Source organism: Vibrio sp. 10N.286.52.F8 (genome assembly GCF_041468745.1).
GTDB lineage: Bacteria > Pseudomonadota > Gammaproteobacteria > Enterobacterales > Vibrionaceae > Vibrio > Vibrio crassostreae_C.
The window spans coordinates 12901-35335 of record NZ_JBFRJF010000023.1; the positions used below are offsets into that span (position 1 = coordinate 12901).

19 protein-coding genes and 3 pseudogenes are annotated in these 22435 nt (G+C 45.2%); 16 read left to right on the forward strand and 6 right to left on the reverse strand.

The annotated features are described in order from the left end of the window. Nucleotides 1-101 precede the first annotated feature (101 nt). A pseudogene (locus tag AB4133_RS12310) lies at nt 102-1055 on the forward strand (MATE family efflux transporter); the annotation flags it as partial. A 9-nt stretch (nt 1056-1064) separates the two neighbouring features. Then, a complete protein-coding gene (locus AB4133_RS12315) occupies nt 1065-1475 on the forward strand; it encodes a LysR family transcriptional regulator (protein ID WP_017059460.1) in 411 nt (136 codons plus the stop codon). A gap of 127 nt (nt 1476-1602) precedes the next feature. Here AB4133_RS12315 and AB4133_RS12320 read toward each other — a convergent pair whose 3' ends face one another. Then, on the reverse strand, nt 1603-3675 hold the full coding sequence (locus AB4133_RS12320) for an alkyl/aryl-sulfatase (RefSeq protein WP_372224608.1): 2073 nt from the start codon (nt 3673-3675) through the stop codon (nt 1603-1605). Nucleotides 3676-3863: 188 nt separating this feature from the next. Between AB4133_RS12320 and AB4133_RS12325 the strand changes: the two genes are divergently transcribed. Further along, nucleotides 3864-4766, forward strand: coding sequence for a LysR family transcriptional regulator (locus AB4133_RS12325; protein WP_372224610.1), 903 nt, complete (start codon nt 3864-3866; stop codon nt 4764-4766). Here AB4133_RS12325 and AB4133_RS12330 read toward each other — a convergent pair. Next, a complete protein-coding gene (locus tag AB4133_RS12330; protein WP_372224612.1) occupies nt 4763-5662 on the reverse strand; it encodes a DMT family transporter in 900 nt (299 codons plus the stop codon). The two genes, AB4133_RS12325 and AB4133_RS12330, sit on opposite strands and share 4 nt — an antisense overlap. 197 nt (nt 5663-5859) lie before the next feature. Here AB4133_RS12330 and AB4133_RS12335 point away from each other — a divergent pair. The 5 genes and pseudogenes from AB4133_RS12335 to AB4133_RS12355 all read left to right on the forward strand — a co-directional run bounded on the left by AB4133_RS12335 (nt 5860) and on the right by AB4133_RS12355 (nt 10294). Beyond that, a pseudogene (locus AB4133_RS12335) lies at nt 5860-6248 on the forward strand (VOC family protein). Nucleotides 6249-6299: 51 nt separating this feature from the next. Next, nucleotides 6300-6824, forward strand: coding sequence for a hypothetical protein (locus AB4133_RS12340; protein ID WP_029235182.1), 525 nt, complete (start codon nt 6300-6302; stop codon nt 6822-6824). 169 nt (nt 6825-6993) lie between these two features. Then, entirely contained in the window at nt 6994-8433 is a 1440-nt protein-coding gene (locus tag AB4133_RS12345) for a 6-phospho-beta-glucosidase (RefSeq protein ID WP_065583752.1), read from the forward strand. Between the two features lie 99 nt (nt 8434-8532). After that, nucleotides 8533-9531 (forward strand): LacI family DNA-binding transcriptional regulator, encoded by a 999-nt coding sequence (locus AB4133_RS12350; protein WP_372224614.1) that lies wholly within the window; start codon nt 8533-8535, stop codon nt 9529-9531. Between the two features lie 202 nt (nt 9532-9733). After that, nucleotides 9734-10294 carry a sugar O-acetyltransferase gene (locus AB4133_RS12355; protein WP_017059468.1) on the forward strand — a complete coding sequence of 187 codons (561 nt, stop codon included), beginning with the start codon at nt 9734-9736 and terminating at the stop codon, nt 10292-10294. An 81-nt stretch (nt 10295-10375) separates the two neighbouring features. On the opposite strand, the gene AB4133_RS12360 is transcribed toward AB4133_RS12355, so the two are convergent. Further along, on the reverse strand, nt 10376-11563 hold the full coding sequence (locus AB4133_RS12360; protein ID WP_017062388.1) for an MFS transporter: 1188 nt from the start codon (nt 11561-11563) through the stop codon (nt 10376-10378). A 281-nt stretch (nt 11564-11844) separates the two neighbouring features. Here AB4133_RS12360 and AB4133_RS12365 point away from each other — a divergent pair, with 281 nt between their 5' ends. After that, nucleotides 11845-12726: a LysR family transcriptional regulator gene (locus tag AB4133_RS12365; protein ID WP_019827078.1), complete on the forward strand. Its 882-nt coding sequence runs from the start codon at nt 11845-11847 to the stop codon at nt 12724-12726. 120 nt (nt 12727-12846) lie between these two features. Here the strand turns inward: AB4133_RS12365 and AB4133_RS12370 are convergent, their stop codons facing one another. Together AB4133_RS12370 and AB4133_RS12375 are read right to left on the reverse strand one after the other, a co-directional pair. Continuing rightward, complete coding sequence (locus AB4133_RS12370) at nt 12847-13137, reverse strand: putative quinol monooxygenase (RefSeq protein WP_017062386.1); 291 nt, start codon at nt 13135-13137, stop codon at nt 12847-12849. Nucleotides 13138-13344: 207 nt separating this feature from the next. Beyond that, nucleotides 13345-13807: pseudogene (locus AB4133_RS12375) on the reverse strand (hypothetical protein). Between the two features lie 456 nt (nt 13808-14263). On the opposite strand from AB4133_RS12375, the gene AB4133_RS12380 reads away from it, so the two are divergent. Next, nucleotides 14264-15796 (forward strand): phospholipase D family protein, encoded by a 1533-nt coding sequence (locus AB4133_RS12380; protein WP_372224617.1) that lies wholly within the window; start codon nt 14264-14266, stop codon nt 15794-15796. 123 nt (nt 15797-15919) lie between these two features. Here AB4133_RS12380 and nfsA read toward each other — a convergent pair whose 3' ends face one another. Continuing rightward, the gene (gene nfsA / locus AB4133_RS12385) at nt 15920-16642 is read right to left on the reverse strand and encodes an oxygen-insensitive NADPH nitroreductase (protein ID WP_372224619.1); all 723 of its coding nucleotides are present in this window, start codon (nt 16640-16642) and stop codon (nt 15920-15922) included. 279 nt (nt 16643-16921) lie between these two features. Here nfsA and AB4133_RS12390 point away from each other — a divergent pair, with 279 nt between their 5' ends. The 6 genes from AB4133_RS12390 (at nt 16922) to AB4133_RS12415 (ending at nt 22228) form a co-directional block, all read left to right on the forward strand. Continuing rightward, nucleotides 16922-18166 carry an NADH:flavin oxidoreductase/NADH oxidase family protein gene (locus AB4133_RS12390; RefSeq protein ID WP_372224621.1) on the forward strand — a complete coding sequence of 415 codons (1245 nt, stop codon included), beginning with the start codon at nt 16922-16924 and terminating at the stop codon, nt 18164-18166. A gap of 236 nt (nt 18167-18402) precedes the next feature. After that, a complete protein-coding gene (locus AB4133_RS12395; protein WP_372148674.1) occupies nt 18403-19386 on the forward strand; it encodes an HAD family hydrolase in 984 nt (327 codons plus the stop codon). Between the two features lie 208 nt (nt 19387-19594). Continuing rightward, nucleotides 19595-20290: an aspartate/glutamate racemase family protein gene (locus AB4133_RS12400; RefSeq protein WP_065583757.1), complete on the forward strand. Its 696-nt coding sequence runs from the start codon at nt 19595-19597 to the stop codon at nt 20288-20290. Nucleotides 20291-20513: 223 nt separating this feature from the next. Next, nucleotides 20514-20636 (forward strand): hypothetical protein, encoded by a 123-nt coding sequence (locus tag AB4133_RS12405; RefSeq protein WP_258182976.1) that lies wholly within the window; start codon nt 20514-20516, stop codon nt 20634-20636. Between the two features lie 266 nt (nt 20637-20902). Beyond that, nucleotides 20903-21139 carry a YdcH family protein gene (locus tag AB4133_RS12410; RefSeq protein ID WP_004732244.1) on the forward strand — a complete coding sequence of 79 codons (237 nt, stop codon included), beginning with the start codon at nt 20903-20905 and terminating at the stop codon, nt 21137-21139. 192 nt (nt 21140-21331) lie between these two features. Continuing rightward, nucleotides 21332-22228 (forward strand): LysR family transcriptional regulator, encoded by an 897-nt coding sequence (locus tag AB4133_RS12415; RefSeq protein ID WP_372224623.1) that lies wholly within the window; start codon nt 21332-21334, stop codon nt 22226-22228. The last annotated feature ends 207 nt before the right edge of the window (nt 22229-22435 follow it).

Here is a 22435-nt window from a genome sequence, read left to right on the forward strand (position 1 = left end):
TAAATTCAGGCTAGCGAGGAATGTTCGAACCAACAATTAACCATTAAACGAAACACTATTAACGAATTATTAAGAGTGTTGGCGCGTTTGATAATTTCAATTTATTCAGTGCATTGATGGTGGCGGTGCTTTATCTGGCCACCTGCGTTTATCGTGCCAATGGCGATACCAAAACAACCGGAAGCATGTTCTTGGCTGCTAGCGTGATTAACCTAATTCTCGACCCTATTCTGATCTTTGGATTGGATATGGGCATCGCAGGGGCGGCGATCGCATCGAGCATTGGCTACGCTTTCGGCGCAATCTACATGCTAATCAAGTCTCGCGGCAAAGGTTGGTTTGGCTTCAATGGCGCGTGCAGTAACCGAATCAAAGGCTACAGTTTTGAGTTATTCAAGACGGTAATGCCAACCACTGCGAATCAGATATTACCTGCGGTCAGCGCGTTCTTCTCAATGCTATTGATTGCGAGAATCGGAACCGATGAGATGGCTTTTTGGAGCTTACTCGCCCGTGTTGAAAGTTTTATGCTGGTGTTTTCTCTTGCTCTGACGATGTCTATCCCGCCTATGATTGGTCGTTACCTAGGGGCGCAGCAGCGATGCAAAATCCCTGAGCTATTGAATACAACAGCGAAGTTCTTATTGGTTTTCCACACCGTGATGGCAACATTGTTGGCGCTGTTTAGTGGCTGGATTATTCCTGTTATCTCGGAAGAACAAAGCATACGCAGCTGGTTTGAAGTGACCTTGTTATTTATACCGTTCAGCTATGGGCCGCTTGGGCTTTGCATGTTGGTTGCGTCGGTCTTTAATGCCTTGGGTGTGCCGCGTAAAGCTTTGAATGTCTCTTTCCTACGCTTGTTTGTTTTCTACATTCCCGCTTTATGGATCGGCTCGATAACCGGAGACATGGTCAATGCGGTTATTGCTGCGACAGTCGCCAATGTTTTAGCGGGCGCTTTTGCATGGTTTAAGCTTAATGCCTATATTAAAACTCACATTATTCCCCGTGCCGCTGCGGCCAATAAGCAGCGTGTACTCAGCGCAGGCTAGCCATTATTGATGAACATTGAACATCTAAAGTTGTTTGTGCGACTCGCGTCTACGCACAATATAGGTCAAGCAGGACAAGAGCTTGGGTTGTCACCTCCGGTAGCCAGTATTCATATCGGAAAACTCGAAGAGAGCCTAGGTGCTATCCGCGTCGATCACGGTGAAGCGGTAAGGGATGTATGTGTCGATGGCTTGGGCATTGCCATGTGCGCGAGTTGGATAGCATACAAGCAGCTCGCGGAAGGTTCGCTGGTTGAGGTGTTGCCGGATTACCCTTTAAAGGATGAGGCGGCTATCTGGGCGGTATACCCGAGTGCTCAGTTACTTGCACCAAAGGTGCGCGTATTTATCGATTACTTTGTTCAATATTATGGTTCACCTTCTTATTGGGATTGCGACGTAAACGGGCAAACTCAATAGCGATTCAGAAGCATATATTGAGAACAAATAAGAAAGCCCCAACCAAAAGGGAGGGGCTTGTTTTTATGTTCTTTATAGAACGTTTTTCTAGCTAACTGCTGTTGTTTTTATTTAGTGTATCCGGCGTTTAATGAGCGTGTACCGCTGAATCTTGGTATAGCTCTGCATCAACTTCTTCGCCTTTACTTGGGCGCGGTACAATCTCAAAAGAGGTGTCAGCTTCTGTCAGTGAAGACAGCAGTTTGTTAAGTGATGTCTTATCACCTTTCACGCCTGCTTGTCCGTCTTCTAACAGTTTTCCAAGGCTTGTTTTCTTAAGCACGATGTCAGACACGTCAGACTTATTGATGATCAGTGTCGTATCCGCATCTTGCAGCTCTGATACTTGGATGTTGTTCAGGTTGCCGTTAGACATCTCAACGTAGTAGAACTCTTTTACATCAGGCAACTGAATATTCAATGTAAATGGTGTTTCTTGTGCTTTTAGCGAATCCACTTTTACGGCTAAGTAATCGAGTAGGTTTTCAATCGTCATGTTCGCTAACACATCCGGAGATGCAGTTTTCGGTGCGCCCGGTTGTGTGCCAATACGAAGCTCTTGAGCGCCGGTTAGGTAGATGTTTCTCCAACCTGCACCTTCTGATTGATAACCCAACTGCTCGTATGTATCTGCCAATAAGCCACGTGCAACTTTGTTCTCTGGCTCAGCTTGAATCACCTTATTCAGTGCTGTTGCAACGAAGCGGTATTCACCTTCTTGGAAATCTTGCTGCGCTTTTTCAATCACAGCATCGCTGCCGCCCATGTACTCAACAAACTTCACCGATTCTGGCTCGATTGGTAATGGATTAAGGTTAGCTGGGTTCATGTCGAAGTAACCAAGATACATGTTGTACACAGCGCGAGCGTTGTGAGAGTAAGTACCGTGGTAACCGTTGGTGTGCCAAGACTGTTGGATGCTGTCTGGCATGACCTTGTAAATCTCGTCCCCGATGTCTTGTAGAACCACACCGTTATTGGCTAAACGAAGCGTTTGGTTATGAGTAAAACCGTAAGCATCACGCTGCATTTTTAGGTAATCAGAGATCTCTTGTTCGCCCCAGATTGGCGATGAGTGAGACGCAAACAGCACCTCAGTATCTTCACCCCAAGTGACTAACATCTCGTTGATCTTCTTAGACCATTTCAAGCCGTCACGTACTTTAGCGCCACGCAGCGTGTACAGGTTGTGCATGCCTTGGTAGGTCAGTTCGCCAGTCCAAAGTGCTTTCATGCTTGGAATATATGTCACCATTTCAGAGGCCGCTTCGGTACCTGAAGCATCCATGAATTGCATTTCTAGGCCGTCGATAACCAGAGTTTCAATCTCTTCGTTATGGTTCAGCTCGTAGTCTGGCAGTACGTAAGTAATGCTACCGGTTGATAGGCCTTTCGACAGTGCAGCATCAACAATACCGTGCTCGTGTCGGTTCAGGGTTGCACCATACTGATAAGCGGTACGACGAGACATTGCATTACCCGCCAATACGTTTTCGTCGACGATCTCTTTAGTAATGTTTTTCGAACCGTACACTTTTACATCTGGGTATGCGTCTTTGATTGCTCTTGCGCCACCAAAGTGATCAGCGTGCGAGTGAGAGTAAATCATAGCAACGACGGGCAGTTCGCCGCCATCAGGCACATTGCTCTTGAAGAATTTGAGTGATTTAGCGGCCGCTTCTTTGGTAAGAAGAACGTCGTAAGCGATCCAACCGTTGTCACTACGAATGAAAGAGATAGACGCTAAGTCAGCACCTCGAACTTGGTAAACTTTACCCGGAACAACTTCATATAAGCCTTCTGCTGCTTGGTTCAATACCGCTTGGCGCCACAGTGAAGGGTTTACTGAATCTGGTGCTTGGTCTGCATTCGTCACACTTGGGTCGATAAAGTTAAAGCTATTGCGAATGATGTCGCCCGTCTCTTGGTCGAAGCTAGCAATAAGACCTTTGTTGTTATTGTCGAAAGCGCGAGTGTCGGCAAAGTTAAGTGTTTTTGCGAACTCTTGGTTTGCCTTAGTCGTCATCTCGGTTGCGCTTTTGCCACCTTGGTCGCCAATTTCGCTGAAGTGTGCGTGGTCATGGTTAGCTGCAACTGCAGGGAATGCGAGCGAGATAGCTAGGAACAGTGATGCATTTTTGAACGTGCGTGAAGTCGTCATAAGAGCCTCTTCATTTCAGAATTTTGTTTCGTTGAGGCGATTATAGGAATAAGACATATAGCAAAAAATAAAGTAAGCTTTATTTAATACATCACGATTGGCTATGTATTGAGTCATGCAATGGTTGGGGAACGAAGGCGAATCCTGACCTATGATTGATTAAGACCACATTGACAGGGAGAGTAACGGTGAGCGACGTGGAAAAGTTGGATTTAAATCTATTGAGCGTGTTCTTAGAAGTGTATCGATTAAAGTCGATCACGCTTGCATCAGAATCGCTTGGTATGACTCAGCCTGGGGTTAGCGGGGCATTGAAGCGATTGCAATCTCAGCTTGATACCGACCTGTTTATTCGTGAAGGGCGTGGGATTATTCCGACTAACGCTGCGGTGCAATTGGCAGACCGAGTAGAGCCTGCTCTAGAAGGGATAAGCAGCGCAGTAAGCACTTTAAAGACATTTGATAATCAGCAGCATCATGTGTTTTGTATCCTGGTGAATGAGATTGGATTAACCAAGCTTCAACCTCTCGTCGAGCAAGATGAGACGTTGGGCAATATCTCGATTGAATTCAATATGGTGCCGAACAACGAAGAAGAATTATTGCAAGGCTTGAGCATGCAACAAGCTGATTTAGCGATTGATATCCATTACCCGCAAGTTAACGGCTACATGAAGCAGCCGATGATTGAAGATGAGTTGGTGCTGATAGCTCGAAAGGGGCATCCGAGAATCAATGGCTCTGTGACGCAAGAGCAATATTACAACGAAAAGCATGTTACTTTTAGAATGCGTCGAACCCGTTTATACACGGCAGATTATTTTACCAAGTCGCCACTGAAACAGAGAAAAGTGAGTGCCGAGTGTGACTCGCTGATGACCATGTGTGTGCTGGTATCGGGCTCAGATTGTGTCGGCAGTACATCGCGTGATTTTGCCAATCAATTTTCCGAATCCTTCCAGCTTCAAGTCCTTGATCAGCCGTTTGAAATCTTACCTATGCAGCAATACATGATTTGGCATAAAAGAACCGATTTGAACCCTGCTCATCAGTGGCTGAGAAACAAGATTCAGCAATATATGGCTGATTAACGAGCCGCTCTTGCTGCTCGTTTCTGTTTGGCGCTCTCTATCATCTTAGAAGGCGTCATTCCTGTCACCAACATGGTGCCGGTGATAACCAGAATTGAACCAACAATCGTATTGATGCCAATTGCTTCATCTAAGAATAAGTTACCCCATAGAATACCAAATACCGGAATGATGAAGGTCACGGACAGGGCTGAAGGTGCGCCGAGTTCAGAGACGAGATTGAAGTAAAGTAGATACGCTAACCCAGTACATACCGCGCCTAATAAGACAACCGATGTAGTGATCGTAACGTCGGGTGTTTCTCTCATCGGAATAAAGAATACAAACGGCAAAACCAGCAATACCGCAGTCCACATGCTGCCATGAGCATTGTTGAATGCCTCAACTTTAGGGGCTTGTTTGGTATAGTTTGACGCTATTCCGTAGCTAAAGGCCGCCATCACTGCTGCAAAGATAGGAAGCATAGCCTCACGGCCAATGTTCATCGCATCCCAACCGACTAACACGCCAACTCCTGTTACCCCAATCCCAAGTCCCAATAGAACTTTCGCCTCGAGTGCTGTTTTGGTCCATATTGCACCAATGATTGCCGCCCATATTGGCGCGGTAGAGTTCAAGATGGCGAGTGTCGAGGCGTCAAGTGTCTGCGCGGCATAAGCGAAAAGCAAAAAAGGAAGTGTGGTGTTAAACAGGCCGAGAATGAAGAAGTGTTTTGCGTGATCATGAAAAGAGAGCTTCTTTTTTAAATAGAAAGAAACTAAAAGCAGAGTAAGTGCTGCAAACAGAACTCGCGCTTCAATTAAGACTGCGGGTCCTAATGGATTGGCGGCCATTCTCATGAAAAGAAACGAGCCTCCCCATATAGCCGCAAGTAGTATCAGTTTTAAAAAGCTCACAGTTTGAATCTCAGATTGTGTAAAACCTGACTATGGAGGAAAGATAACTATTACACAAACATAGATGCCAATACTGTGCAGTTATGGACATAAAATCGAGCCCGTTAATCAGGAACAATTTCGATGAATTTCGTTCTGTTTATTGTTCCTTATTTGATGAGTAATCTAGCGTTAGACATCAAACTTAGGCAAACAAAATGAAGATTGAACACATCGCAATTTGGACCAAACAACTCGAAGTACTGAAGCGATTTTATGAAGATTATTTCGGCGCGACATTGAACTCAAATATCACAACCCAACCAAAGGGTTTTCTTCATACTTCCTCTCATTTGAGACTGGAAGCCGACTAGAGATCATGGAAATGGACTCGGTGCCTGAATCGAAAGATGACATCTATGATCAGTTTACAGGCTTTGTTCATATGGCGATTTCACTCGGGTCGGAACAAGCGGTCGATGCACTCACTCAACGCTTGGTCGAAGACGGCTATGAGCGCTTAGATGGCCCAAGAAAAACAGGCGATGGCTATTATGAGAGCTGTATACTCGATCCAGATGGTAATCGCTTGGAACTTACCGTTTAATGTAGAGACTTAATTGAGTTACTCATCTACTAACGGAACTGAGGTATGACAATGATGAAGCTTGCTGTGACTTTCCTTTTTAGTCTTGGGCTTATGGGATGTGCTACCTCAGAACCGGTGTATGAGCAGGAGGCGGACTCAAAGCCTGAACCATCACAACCCATAGGTTACCTCGGTTTTAAAGCTCACCAAGAGTGGGCGATTCAATTCAATGATTGCACGGTCTACGATTTAATCGGTGCACAACCTTACCAGTGGTTTGATCGCACTTCAGCCTCTGTGAGCTGTTATACGTTTAAGCCAAACGATGCCATCGAGCCTTTATCTGTCTATGCCGACGCAAACTTCGACAGCAATAAGCTAGCCCCGATTAACCTATTTCAAGAGCTGCAGGTATCAGAGTCTGGCTGGGGCAAGTTTCCTGCCGTCTATGAGACCAACGGTACCAATTGGCTGAAAGTCAAAGAGGGTTGGATTCACCTCACACTAGCCGATCAGACACTCGTTCAGTTCTACCCTGGGACTCAAGACCAATCTGGCAAATCACTGCATGATCAGTATTTTGAACAGCATTGATCGTAATGCTGACTGTTGATTAGTCTTTAGATCGATCAAAAAAGATCTTTTAACTGTTGCTGAAACCGGTTTCAATCTGTATCTTTGCTTTTATTGAAATCGATTTCAGAGTTGTAATTGCAGCTCAAATTCTGATCTTTTTCACGAATAACTTGTAGTGAGTAATGGTATGAACAACGAATTTTCGAACGATTTTTTATGGGGCGGTGCAGTAGCAGCGCATCAACTAGAAGGCGGCTGGGATGCGAATGGTAAAGGTGTCAGTGTTGTTGATGTATTAACAGCGGGCGCTCATGGTGTACAACGTCGAATCACCGATGGCGTGATTGATGGCGAAAACTATCCTAACCAAGTCGCAGTGGATTTCTACCATCGCTACAAAGAAGACATTAAGTTATTCGCTGAGATGGGCTTTAAGTGTTTCCGTACCAGTATCGCGTGGACGCGTATCTTCCCAAATGGCGATGAAGCTGAACCGTGTGAAGCGGGTTTAGCGTTTTACGATGATCTGTTTGACGAGCTGTTGAAATACGACATTCAGCCTGTGGTAACACTGAGCCACTTTGAAATGCCTTACCATCTAGCTAAGGAATATGGCGGCTGGATGAACCGCAAAGTGATCGACTTCTTCGTTAAGTATTCAACTGCAGTGATGGAACGATACCAACACAAAGTGAAATACTGGATGACGTTTAACGAGATCAACAACCAGATGAACACCTCGGCAGATATTTTCGGTTGGTTATGCTCAGGCGTGAAGTTTCCACAATGCGAAAAGCCGCAAGAGGCGATGTATCAAGCGGTTCACCATCAGTTTGTTGCAAGTGCTTTGGTGGTTAAGAAAGGTCACGAGATCAATCCAGATCTTCAAATCGGCGCAATGTGTGCGATGGTGCCTTTCTATCCTCGTTCTTCTAAACCGGAAGACATTATGGTGGCACAACAAGCGATGCGTGACCGTTACTTCTTCTCAGATGTGATGGTTCGCGGTCATTACCCAAATTACGCTACGCGTGACTGGGCAATCAAAGGCTTCAACATTGAGATGCAGCCTGAAGATGAGCAGATCCTAAAAGAAGGTAAGGCTGATTACTTAGGCTTTAGCTACTACATGTCGAATACCTTGGATTCTTCTTCTCACCAATCTACAGAAGAAGCGATGGACGGCGGTCATGAAAATTCGGTCGATAATCCGTTCATCCAGTCTAGCGATTGGGGCTGGCCAATTGATCCGACGGGTTTGCGTTTCTGTTTAGCGTCTCTGTATGAACGTTATGAAGTGCCATTGTTCATCGTTGAGAACGGTTTTGGCGCTGTTGATACCATTGAAGAAGATGGCAGCATTAATGACGACTACCGTATCGCTTACCTTGGCGACCACATCAAAGAGATGAAAAAAGCCGTTGCGATTGATGGTGTTGATTTGATGGGTTACACCCCTTGGGGCTGTATCGACTTAGTTTCGTTCACCACGGGCGAGATGAAAAAACGCTACGGATTCATTTACGTAGATAAGCACAACGATCAATCTGGCTCACTAGAACGCAAGCGCAAGAAGTCTTTCGAGTGGTATAAAGGTGTGATTGCATCTAACGGTGCCACTATTTAGAATGCATTCCCCAGCGCAGTTATGTGAACTGTGAGCTGTCATTTTGCAATGAATTAGTCGGCCTATGTCGGCTAATTTTTTATAAAGGAAAAGAAGCGAATGGTAACCATGCTTGATGTCGCAAACCGCGCAGGCGTATCTAAATCGACCGTTTCTCGTGTCTTAAATGGCAAGAACATCGTGCGCCCAGATGTGGTGAAAAAGGTATTTGATGCGATTCAAGAAACAGGTTATCGACCGAACTTGTTGGCTCAGCAATTGGCGACCAAGAAGACCAACTTCATCGGCTTTGTTATCACCAATGAGTTGTTCAATGGCCCTTACTTTTCTTCCTTGATGTATCACGCGGCTTCTTATAGCGAAAAGTCGAATCACCAATTGGTGATCACCGATGGCAAACACAGCGCTGAAGACGAAATAAAGGCGATCAACTTCCTGCTGGATATGAAGTGCGCGGGCATCATCCTCTATCCGCAATGCTTAACCGAATGTGAGATTGCAAAGATCATCGACAGCACCGACACTCCGATTCTGGTACTCAACCGTGAAATGCCGTCGAAGCCCAATCATGCTATTACCACCGACCATTATCAGAGTGCTTGTTTGATGGTTGAACACATCATCGAGCAAGGCCATACAGACATTGCAGTGATTCGTGGTAAAGCCGGTTCTTCGACCGATGAGCTGCGTTACCAAGCCTATCAAGATGTGTTAACTAAACATGGTGTTGCATTGGATGAGTCCAACGTTGTTCAAGGTGATTGGACGATGGACAGCGGTTATCACGCGGCTCAGGCTTTGGCAAAAAGCAGAACCACATTCACTGCTATCTTGTCTGAAAACGATGATATGGCGATTGGTGCGATTAAGGCGTTAACCGAACTTGGGTACTCATTGCCTCAAGATGTTTCGATCGTCGGCTTTGATAACAGCAAAGTGGGGGCGTTTTTAACGCCAAGCTTAACGTCTGTGAGTGTGCCATTAGAGCAAATGACGCAAAAGGCGATCCTGCAAATTGTCGGTGAAACAGAGCAAGCGACCACCATCAATACCACTGGTAGTTTGGTGTTACGTGATTCGATAGCGAAGCTAAATTAGCACTGTTCGAATTTCATATTTTACCTACAAAAAGTGACGAGCTGCGCATCTCTTAAACCAAGCTCAAACACTCCTTATTCACTGTTATTTAGATGTGCGATATTGCGTTTTTGGTCGATGAATTGACCACCATTAGTTAAGTAATGTGAAGCTAGATAAGTAATATGAAAATAGCTAATTGATGTGAGAACAGGTAAGTAACGTGAAAACAGAAAAACAAAAAATGCTAGCAGGTGAACCTTATCAGGCTTGGGATAAAGAGCTTTATGCAGCTCGTATCGAATGTCGCAAGGTGCTTCAAAAACTCAATAACAGTATTCCTGACACACCCGAATGGGAAGCAGCAACGCAAGAGCTGATTCCGGGCTGTGAAAATGCGCATTTAGAACCTCCATTTCGTTGTGACTACGGCTCGAACATCAAGCTAGGCAAGAACTTCTACGCTAACTTTAACTGCGTGATTTTGGATGTGGCTGAAGTGACTATTGGCGACAATGTGCTGCTTGGTCCGAACGTTCAAATCCTGACTGCAGGTCACCCACTCGATGTGAAAGGCCGTGTAGAAGAAGGCGTTGAGTTTGGCACACCGATTAATGTTGGCAACAATGTTTGGCTTGGCGGTGGTGTAATTATCTGCCCCGGTGTCACCATTGGCGAAAACAGCGTGATTGGCGCGGGCAGTGTCGTAACCAAAGACATCCCAGCCAATGTGGTTGCAGTCGGTAATCCATGTAAAGTGCTGAAAGCGATCGATAACGAGTAATAATCAGATTGAATTGATAAAGCCCGAACCTAGGTTCGGGCTTTGTTTTTTCTATTCTTGCTAGATGCTAGATGCTAGATGCTAGATGCTAGATGGAACAGCTTGTTGTGCTTGCTTCTTATCTAACGCACCACTGAATCGAGTCAGAACAAGAGCGATCAGAACGATCACAGCACCTACCCAAGGGGTGTTCATTAATCCAGATTTCGCGACAATCAAACCACCGCCCCATGAGCCTAATGCGATACCGACGTTGAAGGCTGCAATGTTCAACCCAGAAGCGACATCGACTGCGTCTGGTGTGTATTTCTCAGCCAGTTTCACAACATACACTTGTAGCCCCGGAACGTTACCGAATGCGAATGCACCCCAAACCAAAATGGTAGCAACAGCTGCGTAAGGGTTTACTGCGGTAAAGTTGAATACCACCAGTACTGCGGCTAAACCAGAGAAGATAACGGTCAACGCTTTAATCGGGCCCATCTTGTCGGCCATTTTTCCGCCCCAGATGTTACCTACCGCCACTGACACACCGTAAACCAACATGATGAGACTGATAGAGCTCGAATCAAACCCTGATACATTTTCCAGTATTGGAGCAAGGAACGTAAACGCTGTGAACGTACCGCCATAACCTAGTGCTGTGATAGCGTAAACCAACAGTAAGCGTGGTTGAGTTAGAACCTTTAGTTGTGCCGAAATCTTCGCCGCAGGTGGTTGCTTAAGGTTGCTTGGAACCAAGATAGCACTACCGATAAGAGCAATAAGGCCAAGCAGAGCAACGATCAAGAAGGTCGCTTGCCATCCAAAGGTTTGGCCGATATAAGTGCCCAGTGGTACTCCAGTTACCAATGCAACCGTTAAACCCGTAAACATGATCGCAATGGCACTGGCTGCTTTATCTTTTGAAACCAAACCTGTCGCGATGGTCGATCCGATCGAGAAGAACACACCATGGGCAAGGCCAGTCAAAATTCGTGCGGCGATCAGCGTGTTATAGCCTGGAGCTTGCCACGCCAATAAGTTACCAATGACAAACAATGCCATCACGGTCAGCAGCACCGCTTTACGATTCCATTTTCCGGTTAATGCCGTTAATACTGGTGCGCCAATAGCAACGCCAAGCGCGTATAAACTGACTAATAGGCCTGCCGATGGCAGAGATACATTCAAGTCGCTCGCCATGGTAGGAATCAAGCCTACGATGACAAATTCTGTGGTTCCGATGGCAAAGGCGCTGAGCGTCAATGCAAGTAATGCTAATGGCATAATCATCTCTCTTACTGTTCTTTGTTAAATACCGAGCGCGATAAAATGGGGCAGCTTGTGACTGCAATAGGAGCGCTTCGTTTGATGGCGAGGATTATCTAGCAAAATATATTTGTGAAAAATGCCGCTATTCACAAATAACCTTTGTGAAATTTGCAATAATTAAAGAGTTAGCCGATCATTGGGTTAAGCTGATGAGATCGAAAAGACTCAGATGATTTGAGCTGTGATGAGCACAAGCGAGATGACATTAAACAAAATGAAGATAGCGAAGGAGCCTCATGTTAACCCGTTCAGATGATTTAGAAATGGTACTCACCGTTGTCGATGCTGGTGGTTTTTCTGCGGCGGCAGAGGCGCTGGATGTGCAGGTCGCCAAGGTGTCTCGTTCGGTGAGTAAGGTTGAGTCGCAACTCGGCGTCTCAATATTCAACCGAACAACGAGACGCGTGGAATTGACGGAGGAAGGACGGCAGTTTGTCGATTCAGTCAGGGTGGGATTACAGATGATTCAGAGCGCGGAAGAAGAAATCGTGTCGCGCGGAGAGTTGCCAAAAGGTCGTTTAAGAGTCGATGCCGCCAGTCCATTCGTATTCCATCAGCTAGTGCCGTTGGTGCAGTCATTCAAAGAGGCTTACCCAGACATTGAGTTGGAACTCACTTCCAACGAAGGCTTCGTTGATCTTCTCGAAAAGAGAACTGATGTTGCGATTCGAATCGGTAAGTTGTCCGATTCAACACTGCACGCTCGCCCGTTAGGAAAAAGTTTACTCCATATTGTGGCGTCACCTGATTATCTCGCTAAGCGTGGGCTGCCCACCAAACCTGAAGATTTGAGTTCGCATCAAATTGTGGGGTTTGCGGGTAACAAAGTGCTTAACCATTGGCCTTTACCAAACCAAAGTGATGTCGCGCCTACTGTGACAGCCAGTAATGGTGAAACCGTGCGTCAACTAGTCTTAGCTGGAAATGGGATTGCTTGTTTATCGGGGTTTATGGTGCAGGAAGATATGGCAGCAGGGCGTCTAATCCCTATCTTGGAACAAGACAAACTTGCCAACACAGACCGAGAGCGAGTGAATGCGGTTTACTACAAGTCGTCATCGGTCTCTAAACGTATCTCGGCGTTTATTGATTTTATTCAACCCCGTTTGAAGCTCTAACTAAGGCGGCTGACGATATCCGCATAAATGAAAAAGCCCCGCTGACGTGTAGCGGGGCTTTCAAATTGAACTCGATAGCTTGTCAGTGTGCTTTCTAGTAACAGACTACTGAAACTGTACTTAAGCGATCTTAGTCATCTCGTTAAGTGTAAATGACGTAACACTACCTTCGGTTGCTGCCATGTATTCAGCGAGGTGAGTATTACCCATGTGTGTTTGCCAAAGTTCACGAGACGTCCAGTTTTCGTAGAAAGTGAAATGTGCTGGGTTTTCATTGTCTTGGTGAAGGTCGTAGTTGATGCAGCCTTCTTCAGCGCGAGTAATATCAATCAGCTTTAGCAGCTCTGCTTTAACCAATTCAATTTTGTCTTCGTTAGCGACGATGTTTGCGACGATAGTTAGTTGAGTCATGTTGGTACCTATATTATTTTTCACCGAAATGGTGATTTGTCTGTGTTTACAGTGCCACTCTTTGTTCATTGAGCTGCAGTCTGTGTCGATGGATAAATAATAGTGGGAATATTTGAAACGATAAACAGTGCTACATTTGAATTATTGTCAAAAAATAATTGATAATAGCTTGGGTATTATGTGCTACTAGGCGTAGGTGAGGAGTATTTAGAAGCCGCCCGCCCACGCATCAAAATCGTCAATATTGTCGAGCTCTTCCTTGGTTCTTGGCGCAGGGTAATAAGGCAGTGCTAACCTTTGAACGGAAGGTTGCAGTTCCCAATCGGGTGTAATCTTGAGTCGTGTTAACTCATCGTTGAGGCGTACAAACATATAGTAACCATCAGCGTGAGTATTGGCGTAACTTGCGACTGTCGCAATATCTCCAGAGGGTAATTTTACATCTCGGCCGAGCGGGTAGAGTTGGTGTAGCGCAAAGCTGACTTTAGGGTCTTGCAGTTGAGGTCGTGCGAGGCTTCCAACCCGCGAGGAATAATCCACTCAAGCTATCTTGGAATGGTTTACCTATTCGATTGCCTTCATTACTAATGAATTGAACTGTTAGTTTATCTCCTGACTCTTCCAGAATTTCTAAAAGCTGTTCACCAGTGCGATCGACCAAGAGCTTCATAATATCCAGCTACCATCAAGAATGAGAGACGATAAAGGGTACGTAGCGTGAACAATGTTTTCGGTGTTGATCCTTACATGCCCTTAGATCAACAACAGCTTTAGCGCTTATGTAAGTAATGCGTTTGCACAATCTCATATAAGTAAGTCGACACGCCTGTTAGTGTGAAATCAAGCGGTGAAACTAGATCTCCAAACAATGGTGAAGCATCACCCAGACCGAATAGAGCTCACCATTGAAATGGTCGAAAAGCCGCTGAGTTTATATTGCTTGGCACTCACCCAACTTAAGTGATTTGTGGGTGATCTTGACCGGGCTTCGAATTTATAGTCGACAATTACCTATAAATTTCAGGCTTTAGCAGTAATAATCAATGAATAGATCGGAATAGCTTGTTCATTGAAAAGCTGTACGGAAAGTTTCTAAAGACGTCATCGTGAAAAGGAAGTCAGATACATGCCTGTGCTCCAACGCATCAGTTTAACACTAATCTTAATCGCCGTTTTAGGTGGGTGTTCTTCACTTCCTGAAGGCATCGACCACCCGACAGAACCGCCAACCTCTCCTGCACCCAGCACTTTATCGGTTCTAACCAATGAATTTCAGCCTGAAGCTTTAGAGCAAGGCACCACTGCGGTTCGTCTGCAAGAGTCTGGTTGGGATGCCTTGGCACAGCGATTAGCGCTGGTCGAAAGTGCCGAGCACACCATCGACATTCAATACTACATCTGGAACTCTGACGAATCGGGCAGTTACTTAGCCAGTCGTTTGTTAGCCGCGGCCGAGCGTGGTGTGAAGGTGCGCGTAATGCTGGATGATATCAACCTCAACGAACGTGAAGGGTTGCTGTCGGCACTGGATGCGCACCCTAATGTCGAGATTCGTATCTTCAATCCAACGCCGACACGTCGTGGTTTCAGTAAATGGCTGAGCTTTGTTGGTGACTTTTCTCGCTTAAATCGCCGCATGCACAATAAATCGTTTACCGTAGATGGTACCTTGTCTGTGGTGGGTGGCCGTAATATCGGTGATGAATACTTTGACCTTTCTGATGAAATCAATTTCCGAGACCGCGATGTATTAGTCATGGGCTCGGTAGTTAACACCATCCAAACCAGTTTTGTTGAATACTGGAACAGCCGTTGGTCTTACCCTGTCGATATGCTGGGTGATGACGAGCAACCTGATCTCTCGAAGATAGATAATATTGTCGTTCCGCATTATCAAAATTACCCGGAATTGCCACTAGATCGTAAGGCTGCTGATAGTTTACTGAAAGAGGTGGTTGGTGAGATGACTTGGGTGAATGCTCGTTTTGTTTACGATCAGCCCGTTCCTGATGATTCAGACAATACCGATGAACCGAAAGCGACCGCGATTCTTCTAGGGAAATTAGCGAGCGAATCGAAACAAGAGATCTTGCTGGAATCCGCTTACCTTGTATTCGATGATGGTCAGCTTGAAGAGTGGCAGGTATTGAACAACAAGGGCGTTGAGATAAAAGCGCTAACTAACTCTATGGCGTCTAATGATCTGGTGACTAATCACTCCGCTTATGCAGGCAGACGTTACGACATGTTGGAGAATGGCATCGACCTGTTTGAGCTAAAACCAGAATCTAAGCTGTGTGAAGCATCGACTCAAGACGTGTCTAAATGTGCGCCTGAGACGGCCTATGGCTTGCACGCTAAATCAGTCGTATTCGACCGCAGCATCGCGAGCATCGGCTCATTTAACTTCAACTTGCGTTCTACCTACTTGAACACGGAATCGGTTTTGATCATCGAGAATAAAGAGATTGCTGAAACATTAGCAGAAACCATTGAGCAAGCAATGAGCGAAGAAAACAGCTGGCGATTAGAGCTTGAAGACGGTGATGTGTATTGGTATTCAGGCGATCAAAGCTGGGACAGCGAACCAGAAACGGGTAAGTGGGAACGAATGCAGTCAGGCTTTTTGCAATTGCTACCGATTGAGAAATATCTGTAAGCTAGCCGCCTCCGGATAAATAAAAATGTCAGCGTATATTACGCTGACATTTTTGTTTGTACTGTTGTTTGCTGTGGTTTGTTGCAAGCTCTTAACGGCTTAACGGCTTAACGGCTTAACGGCTTAACGCTTGGTCAGCTGCTTGCTGTTCAAGTAAGGCAGGATATGCGGGCGAGATTCGCCAGACAGCTTTTGAGTGATCTGTTGTGACCAACTGATCTGCTTTTGGTTGCTTGAACGGCTTGCGTAGTAGCTCTGCATTGAATCATCGTAGCTGGCAATGTCATCTAGGCTCAGCGGTTGGTATTGGTTTTCGTGCATAACTACGTGAGCAGGAAGGCGAGGCTTAACCTCTGGTTGTTGTGCCGGGTGACCTAAGCACATTCCGAACAATACGGCGGTGTGTTGTGGCAGTTCTAGCAGTTCATCCACTTGTTGTGCGCTGTTACGTAACCCGCCAATGTATACGCCACCTAAACCTAGAGACTCAGCAGCCAACATGCAGTTTTGCGCCATGATGCCAGAATCTACCGCGCCAATTAGGGTCAGTTCAGTAAAGTCGGTTTTCACTTCAGGGTTGATTTGAGCGTGGCGCTGATAGTCGATACAGAACACCAAAAACTCAGCCGCATTCTCAACGTAAGCTTGGTTACCTGCGTATTCTGCTAGCAGTTTACGCTTCTCTGTGTCTGTCACTCTCACGATAGAAACAGCCTGCAGTAAGCTTGATGACGAAGCCGCGAGACCAGCCTGAATAATCACATCAAGTTGTGCTCTTTCAATCGGTTGATTTGTATATTGACGAATGGAGCGGTGCCCCAGAATAGTTTCAATCGTGCTGTTCATAACTCTCAGACAGTCCTTGTGATGATGGCGTAGAGAATCACAATAACGACAATTACCATGAGCGTAAAGGGTGTTCGAGCCTTTCTGGTTGACATATTTCAGCAGCGTCAGCCCAGTTTTTGAGATTCTATTTATAATCGATTAATGCCAGCTGCTATGCCGCTGGCATTTTATTATTGAGCGAAACTTGCTTCGAAATAGGCACTAAATGATAAAAACTGTCGGATAAAATAGGGCATACTGGACTCAATATATAAACCCAAGAAAGTAACCACGCGCATGAATCCAATCTGCCTCAACGACCCTTTTTTTCTTCCTAATGGCCAAGTGATCAAAAATCGCCTGTTCAAATCGGCAATGAGTGAACAGCTAGGTGATAAACATCATAACCCTAAGCAAGGTTTAGTCACGCTTTACCAGCGTTGGGCTCAAGGAGGAATTGGCCTATCCATGACGGGCAACGTGATGGTCGATAGAGGTGCGCTTGGTGAACCTAAAAACGTGGTGTTAGATGAGCAAAGTGACTTAAGCGTATTTCGTGAGTGGGCGAAGGCTGGAACACAAAATGGTTCGCAGATATGGATGCAATTGAACCACCCAGGAAAGCAAATCCCTAAATTCTTATGTGATAGCCCGGTTGCGCCTTCGGCTATCTCTTTAGAGCGTGGATTAGAAAAAGGCTTTAATACGCCACGAGCTCTGACTGAGACGGAAATCATCGCAATCATTGATAAATTCGCGCTGAGTGCAAAACTATCAAAACAAGCGGGTTTTACCGGTGTGCAGATTCACGGTGCTCATGGTTATCTGGTAAGTCAGTTTTTGTCTTCTAGACACAATCAACGCCAAGACAAATGGGGTGGATCACTTGAAAACAGACTTCGTTTTGTGCTTGAGGTTTATCGTGCGATTCGAAAAGAGGTCGGTGAAGATTTCCCTGTCGGAATTAAGCTCAACAGTGCTGACTTCATGAAAGGTGGCTTCACTGAAGAAGAGTCGATGCAGGTTGTACAAACTCTGAGTGATAACGGTATCGACCTGATTGAGATCTCTGGCGGCACCTATGAAAGTCCATCAATGATGGGTTCAAAGAGCAAAGCTGAATCAATCAAGTCCAGCACAGTAAAACGTGAAGCGTATTTTATGGATTACATGGTTAAGGCGAGAAAACTCGTGAGTACACCGCTGGTGGTCACGGGTGGTTTTCGAACCGCGCAAGCAATGAATGAAGCATTAAACACCTCGGCGACCGATTTTATTGGTATTGCGCGAACAATGGCGGTTGATCCTGATTTCCCTAACAAGTTAATTGAAAACCCTAGCCACGGCATGCCATTAACGGTGCCAACCACAGGAAAACCCGCATTAGACAAAGTGGCGATGGTCGGGCTGGTTTGGTATGAACATCAAATGTGGCGCATTGCCTCTGGCAAGAATGCTGACCCTAAACTTAGCGCATTAAGCGTGGTGGTAAAAACAATTCTCAGCGCTGGCTGGCACGCTTTCAAAAAGCGCAGAGTGTAAGCAGTCATGGATTGATAAAGCAGAACTTTGAGGAATTGAAGTTCTGCTTTTTTGTTTGTCTCCTTTTAAGTTCTCGATAAATACATCGCAGAGCACCCTCAGCCAGCTTAGCTGTGGTACTAATCTAATACCAACATGAGCATTGGTTATAGTGTTCATAAGTGGCAAATCAGAGTAGACCAACTAGGATGAATTGAATTAAACCCTACAATTAATTCAACAACATGGTAGTTGCTATGATGAAAATAACCCTCTTATCTGTCGCGATCTTATCCAGTCTCTCTTTCTCATCTTTTGCTAAAGATTGTGATCCCAACTTGCTGCCTTCTTGGAAGGACAGCGAGAGCAAATCCGCTATCGTCGACTTTGTTGGGCAAGCCACTAAAGCTGAGTCTGATACGTTCGTGGCAATTGAAGATCGCATTGCCGTGTTCGATAACGACGGTACGCTTTGGTCGGAAAAGCCTTATTACTTCCAATTAGCCTTTGCACTAGATCGTGTAAAAGAGATGGCGCCTGATCACCCTGAATGGAAAACCGAAGCACCGTTTAAGTTTGTACTCGAAGATGATATTGAGAGCGTTCTGGGCAGCGGTGAAGAAGGGCTATTGAAAATCATCATGGCGACACATTCTGGTATGACTGTTGAGCAATACCAGCAAGACGTTGAGCAATGGCTGACGGTAAAAAAAGATAAACGCTTCAACAAAGCCTACACAGACCTTACTTATCAGCCAATGAAAGAGATGCTGACTTACCTGCAAGAGCATGACTTTAAGACTTATATTGTGTCGGGCGGAGGCGTTGATTTCATGAGAGCGTGGGCTCCACAAGCTTATAATATTCCTACAGAGCAAATCATCGGTAGCGCGCTTAAATACAACTACAGCTACAACGATGGTAAGCCAACCGTTACTAAAGACTCGTCCATTTTGACCATTGATGACAAAGCCGGAAAGGTCACTAACATTCAGCATATTATCGGCAAGAAACCTATTCTAGCGGTCGGCAACTCAGACGGTGACCAAGCGATGATGCAATGGGCTACGAGCCAACCCAACTCAATGGCGATGATTGTTCATCACACTGATGCTGAGCGCGAGTGGCAGTACGATCGTGAGTCTCACGTTGGCAAGCTTGATAAAGCGCTAGATGAGGCGAATTCCAGAGAGGATTGGACACTGATCGACATGAAATCAGATTGGTGTGAGGTGTACTAACGCCAAGTATACCCTTGGTCAAAACTTCAAAGGCTCGGATTTTAAATTCGAGCCTTTTTTGTGAGCGGAGGTTTTGGGAATGAACGGTTTGAAAGCAATCGTTTGAAAGGAATAAGGTGTTATGGGTTCGCTTTAAGCAAGAACGTACTATAAATTTTCAATGCATGACGGTTTAATCGAGTTAGTCGGAAATTAAAGGAATAGCAAAATGAAAACGATCGGTTTGCTCGGCGGTATGAGTTGGGAGTCGACAGTGAGCTACTACAAATCCATCAACGAGGGCGTTAAAGCCACACTCGGCGGGCTCAATTCTGCAAAGGTTTGTATGTACAGCGTGAACTTCGATGAGATAGAAAAGCTTCAACATCAAGGTCGATGGGCTGAGACGGCGGATATCTTATCGGACGCGGCTTTATCGGTAGAGAAAGCCGGAGCGGACTTCATCCTGATCTGTACCAATACCATGCATAAGGTCGTTCCTGAGATCGAAGAGAAGATCACGATTCCTATCTTGCACATCGCTGATACCACAGCGCAGAAGTTGCTGGAACAAGGAGTGAAGAAAGTCGGATTACTCGGCACGGCTTTCACGATGGAACAAGATTTCTATAAAGGCCGCCTGACTAACAAATTCGGTATCGATGTGGTGATTCCTGATGAGAGTGACCGAGAGAAAGTCCACAACATCATTTATCAAGAGCTGTGTCGAGGCCAAGTAAAAGAAGAATCTCGAGATGTATACCGTCAAATCATTGAGAAGCTAGGCCAACAAGGTGCAGAAGCCGTTATTCTGGGCTGTACTGAAATCGCCCTCCTGATTCAGCAGCAACACACTGATGTTCCCTTGTTTGATACCACAGCCATTCATGCAGAAGCGGCTGTACGTTTGGCGACGAGTGACTAACTTCTAGTTCTTATTCTTAGTTCCATAGCTGTCCTATTTTCGCTCTTGTACGATTTTCATTCGTTGAAGTGAAAGTTTTTTGTACAAAAGCAGGTCGTTAGTTAAAGAAGCGATGCTTTGTTCATTAACCAAGGCCTTATCGGTAGGTAAGGTTTTAGTTAATGACTGAGGTATCCGCGCTTTTAAGCACTATGCTTTAGTCATGACCGAAAGAGGATTTATTATGAAATGGCTTATCTTATCTGTAACGCTGTTATTCGTGGCAGGATGCCAATCGACGGGGTCTCAAGAAGCACAAGTCGGTGACGACATGAATCGAGTTCATACCCAAGGGTGCAGCAGCTAATCTCTTTGTAGAAACATTTTTCAGCTGCTTCGATAACGATTGTTAACTCTACTTGTATATAGATCTACCTTATAAAGCCTTGTGTTCTTACAAGGCTTTCTTCTATGTAAAGCATCTTATTTTTTTAGGTGGATGTTGTAAATTTGTGAATCTGAACTGTCTATATTCTAGGCTGTGTACTGGATCTCATTTGTTATTTGAGTCCCTTGCTAAGGTAAATAATGAATGTGTACTACCAATCACTTTACTCAACTTAAGAGGTTTCTATGCTAGGTGAAAATCACTCTCTTGTTCACGAATTTCCTGAAATGAAAGACAAAATTGCTGAGCTTGCTAAAACTGACGATGGCTTTGCAGCAGATATGAAGACATACGACAACCTTGATAAAGAGATTCGTAAACTAGAGCTGAAAGATTCACCCATTGATGACGGCTCGATGCACCAATTGAAACATGATCGTTCTGAGCTTAAAGATTCACTGCATGCTCGTTTAACGGGCTAGTGAGTTGGTAATTTTGCTGGCTAGCTAAATGGCGAATTACAGACTTAGACAAAAACTCCTTCGGGAGTTTTTTTTCGTTTTGGCTCAATCACTTCTTCATAATTCAACTGAGTTAATACGTTGTATTGTTATGTTAATAACGCATAATGAGGGGTACTGGCACACGATTTTTAAGATTTTATTGGTAATCTCATGAATATTGAACACCTCAAATTGTTTGTTCGTTTAGCTTCCACACATAACATCAGCATGGCTGGGCAAGAGCTTGGTTTATCTCCTGCTGTTGCAAGCTCGCACATCAGTAAACTGGAAGACAATTTAGGCGTTCGCTTGGTCCACAGAACCACTCGTAAGGTCTCTTTAACCGAAGAGGGGGAAGCATTCTTACCTCATGCTGAAGAAGTGTTATCGAGCGTGGATGCTGCCAAATCGGCGGTCGGTGTGGGCTGTGATTCTCCAACCGGAACGCTGCGAGTTACCGCATCTGCGTCTTTTGGGCGTTTGCATCTTGTTCCTGCTTTACCTGGATTCTTAGAGCGCTACCCTGGGTTAAAAGTCGATCTCAGGCTATCAGATTCGATGGTGGATGTTGTTGAGGGTGGCTTTGATATCGCGATTCGTATCTCAGAGCTGAAAGACTCGACACTGATTGCCCGAAAACTTGCGACAGACAAGAGTATTGTGTGTGCATCGCCTGATTACTTAATCAAATATGGTAAGCCAGCCAAACCTCGAGATCTTAACGATCATCAATGTATTAGCTTAATTGGTTTAGAAAACTGGACCTTCAATACTGAAAGCGGGCCTAAGACGATTAAGGCATCTGGGTCGTTCAGGGCAGATAACGGGGAAGCACTGCGTGACGCTGCAGTCGGTGGGCTTGGTATTACAGTGACGTCGAATTGGTGTGCATATGAGCAACTGAAAAGTGGTCAGCTGATTCAAGTGTTGGAAGATTACCCACTCACCTCAGAACCTGCGATCTGGGCGGTGTATCCAAGTACTAGGCTGCTTGCTCCCAAAGTAAGAGCGTTTATTGATTACTTCTCGGACTACTACGGTAACCCGCCGTATTGGGAGAAAACATAGAGACAAACGTTATTAAAGCGCTGACATGGTGAGCGTTTTTAAATGTGTTGTTTCGTTGAGATAAAGAATAGCAACCTTTTGTGAAGTTGATAATCAACCGGATTAATAAAACACTATTTAGTTTTTGTTGAAAATAGAGGTGTGAATAAAGTCTCAGGCTGAGCGGAATAGTAGACAATAAAAAAGCTTAGCGTGGGGAGCGCTAAG

Excerpts from the sequence above, each read along its gene's own strand:
- AB4133_RS12405 (WP_258182976.1), top strand. The coding sequence starts at position 20,514 with ATGAAATGGCTTATCTTATCTGTAACGCTGTTATTCGTGGCAGGATGC.
- AB4133_RS12370 (WP_017062386.1), bottom strand. The coding sequence starts at position 13,137 with ATGACTCAACTAACTATCGTCGCAAACATCGTCGCTAACGAAGACAAA.
- AB4133_RS12390 (WP_372224621.1), top strand. The coding sequence starts at position 16,922 with ATGAATCCAATCTGCCTCAACGACCCTTTTTTTCTTCCTAATGGCCAA.
- AB4133_RS12315 (WP_017059460.1), top strand. The coding sequence starts at position 1,065 with ATGAACATTGAACATCTAAAGTTGTTTGTGCGACTCGCGTCTACGCAC.
- AB4133_RS12395 (WP_372148674.1), top strand. The coding sequence starts at position 18,403 with ATGATGAAAATAACCCTCTTATCTGTCGCGATCTTATCCAGTCTCTCT.
- AB4133_RS12320 (WP_372224608.1), bottom strand. The coding sequence starts at position 3,675 with ATGACGACTTCACGCACGTTCAAAAATGCATCACTGTTCCTAGCTATC.
- AB4133_RS12340 (WP_029235182.1), top strand. The coding sequence starts at position 6,300 with ATGATGAAGCTTGCTGTGACTTTCCTTTTTAGTCTTGGGCTTATGGGA.
- AB4133_RS12360 (WP_017062388.1), bottom strand. The coding sequence starts at position 11,563 with ATGCCATTAGCATTACTTGCATTGACGCTCAGCGCCTTTGCCATCGGA.
- AB4133_RS12345 (WP_065583752.1), top strand. The coding sequence starts at position 6,994 with ATGAACAACGAATTTTCGAACGATTTTTTATGGGGCGGTGCAGTAGCA.
- AB4133_RS12380 (WP_372224617.1), top strand. The coding sequence starts at position 14,264 with ATGCCTGTGCTCCAACGCATCAGTTTAACACTAATCTTAATCGCCGTT.
- AB4133_RS12410 (WP_004732244.1), top strand. The coding sequence starts at position 20,903 with ATGCTAGGTGAAAATCACTCTCTTGTTCACGAATTTCCTGAAATGAAA.
- nfsA (WP_372224619.1), bottom strand. The coding sequence starts at position 16,642 with ATGAACAGCACGATTGAAACTATTCTGGGGCACCGCTCCATTCGTCAA.
- AB4133_RS12415 (WP_372224623.1), top strand. The coding sequence starts at position 21,332 with ATGAATATTGAACACCTCAAATTGTTTGTTCGTTTAGCTTCCACACAT.
- AB4133_RS12400 (WP_065583757.1), top strand. The coding sequence starts at position 19,595 with ATGAAAACGATCGGTTTGCTCGGCGGTATGAGTTGGGAGTCGACAGTG.
- AB4133_RS12365 (WP_019827078.1), top strand. The coding sequence starts at position 11,845 with ATGTTAACCCGTTCAGATGATTTAGAAATGGTACTCACCGTTGTCGAT.
- AB4133_RS12350 (WP_372224614.1), top strand. The coding sequence starts at position 8,533 with ATGGTAACCATGCTTGATGTCGCAAACCGCGCAGGCGTATCTAAATCG.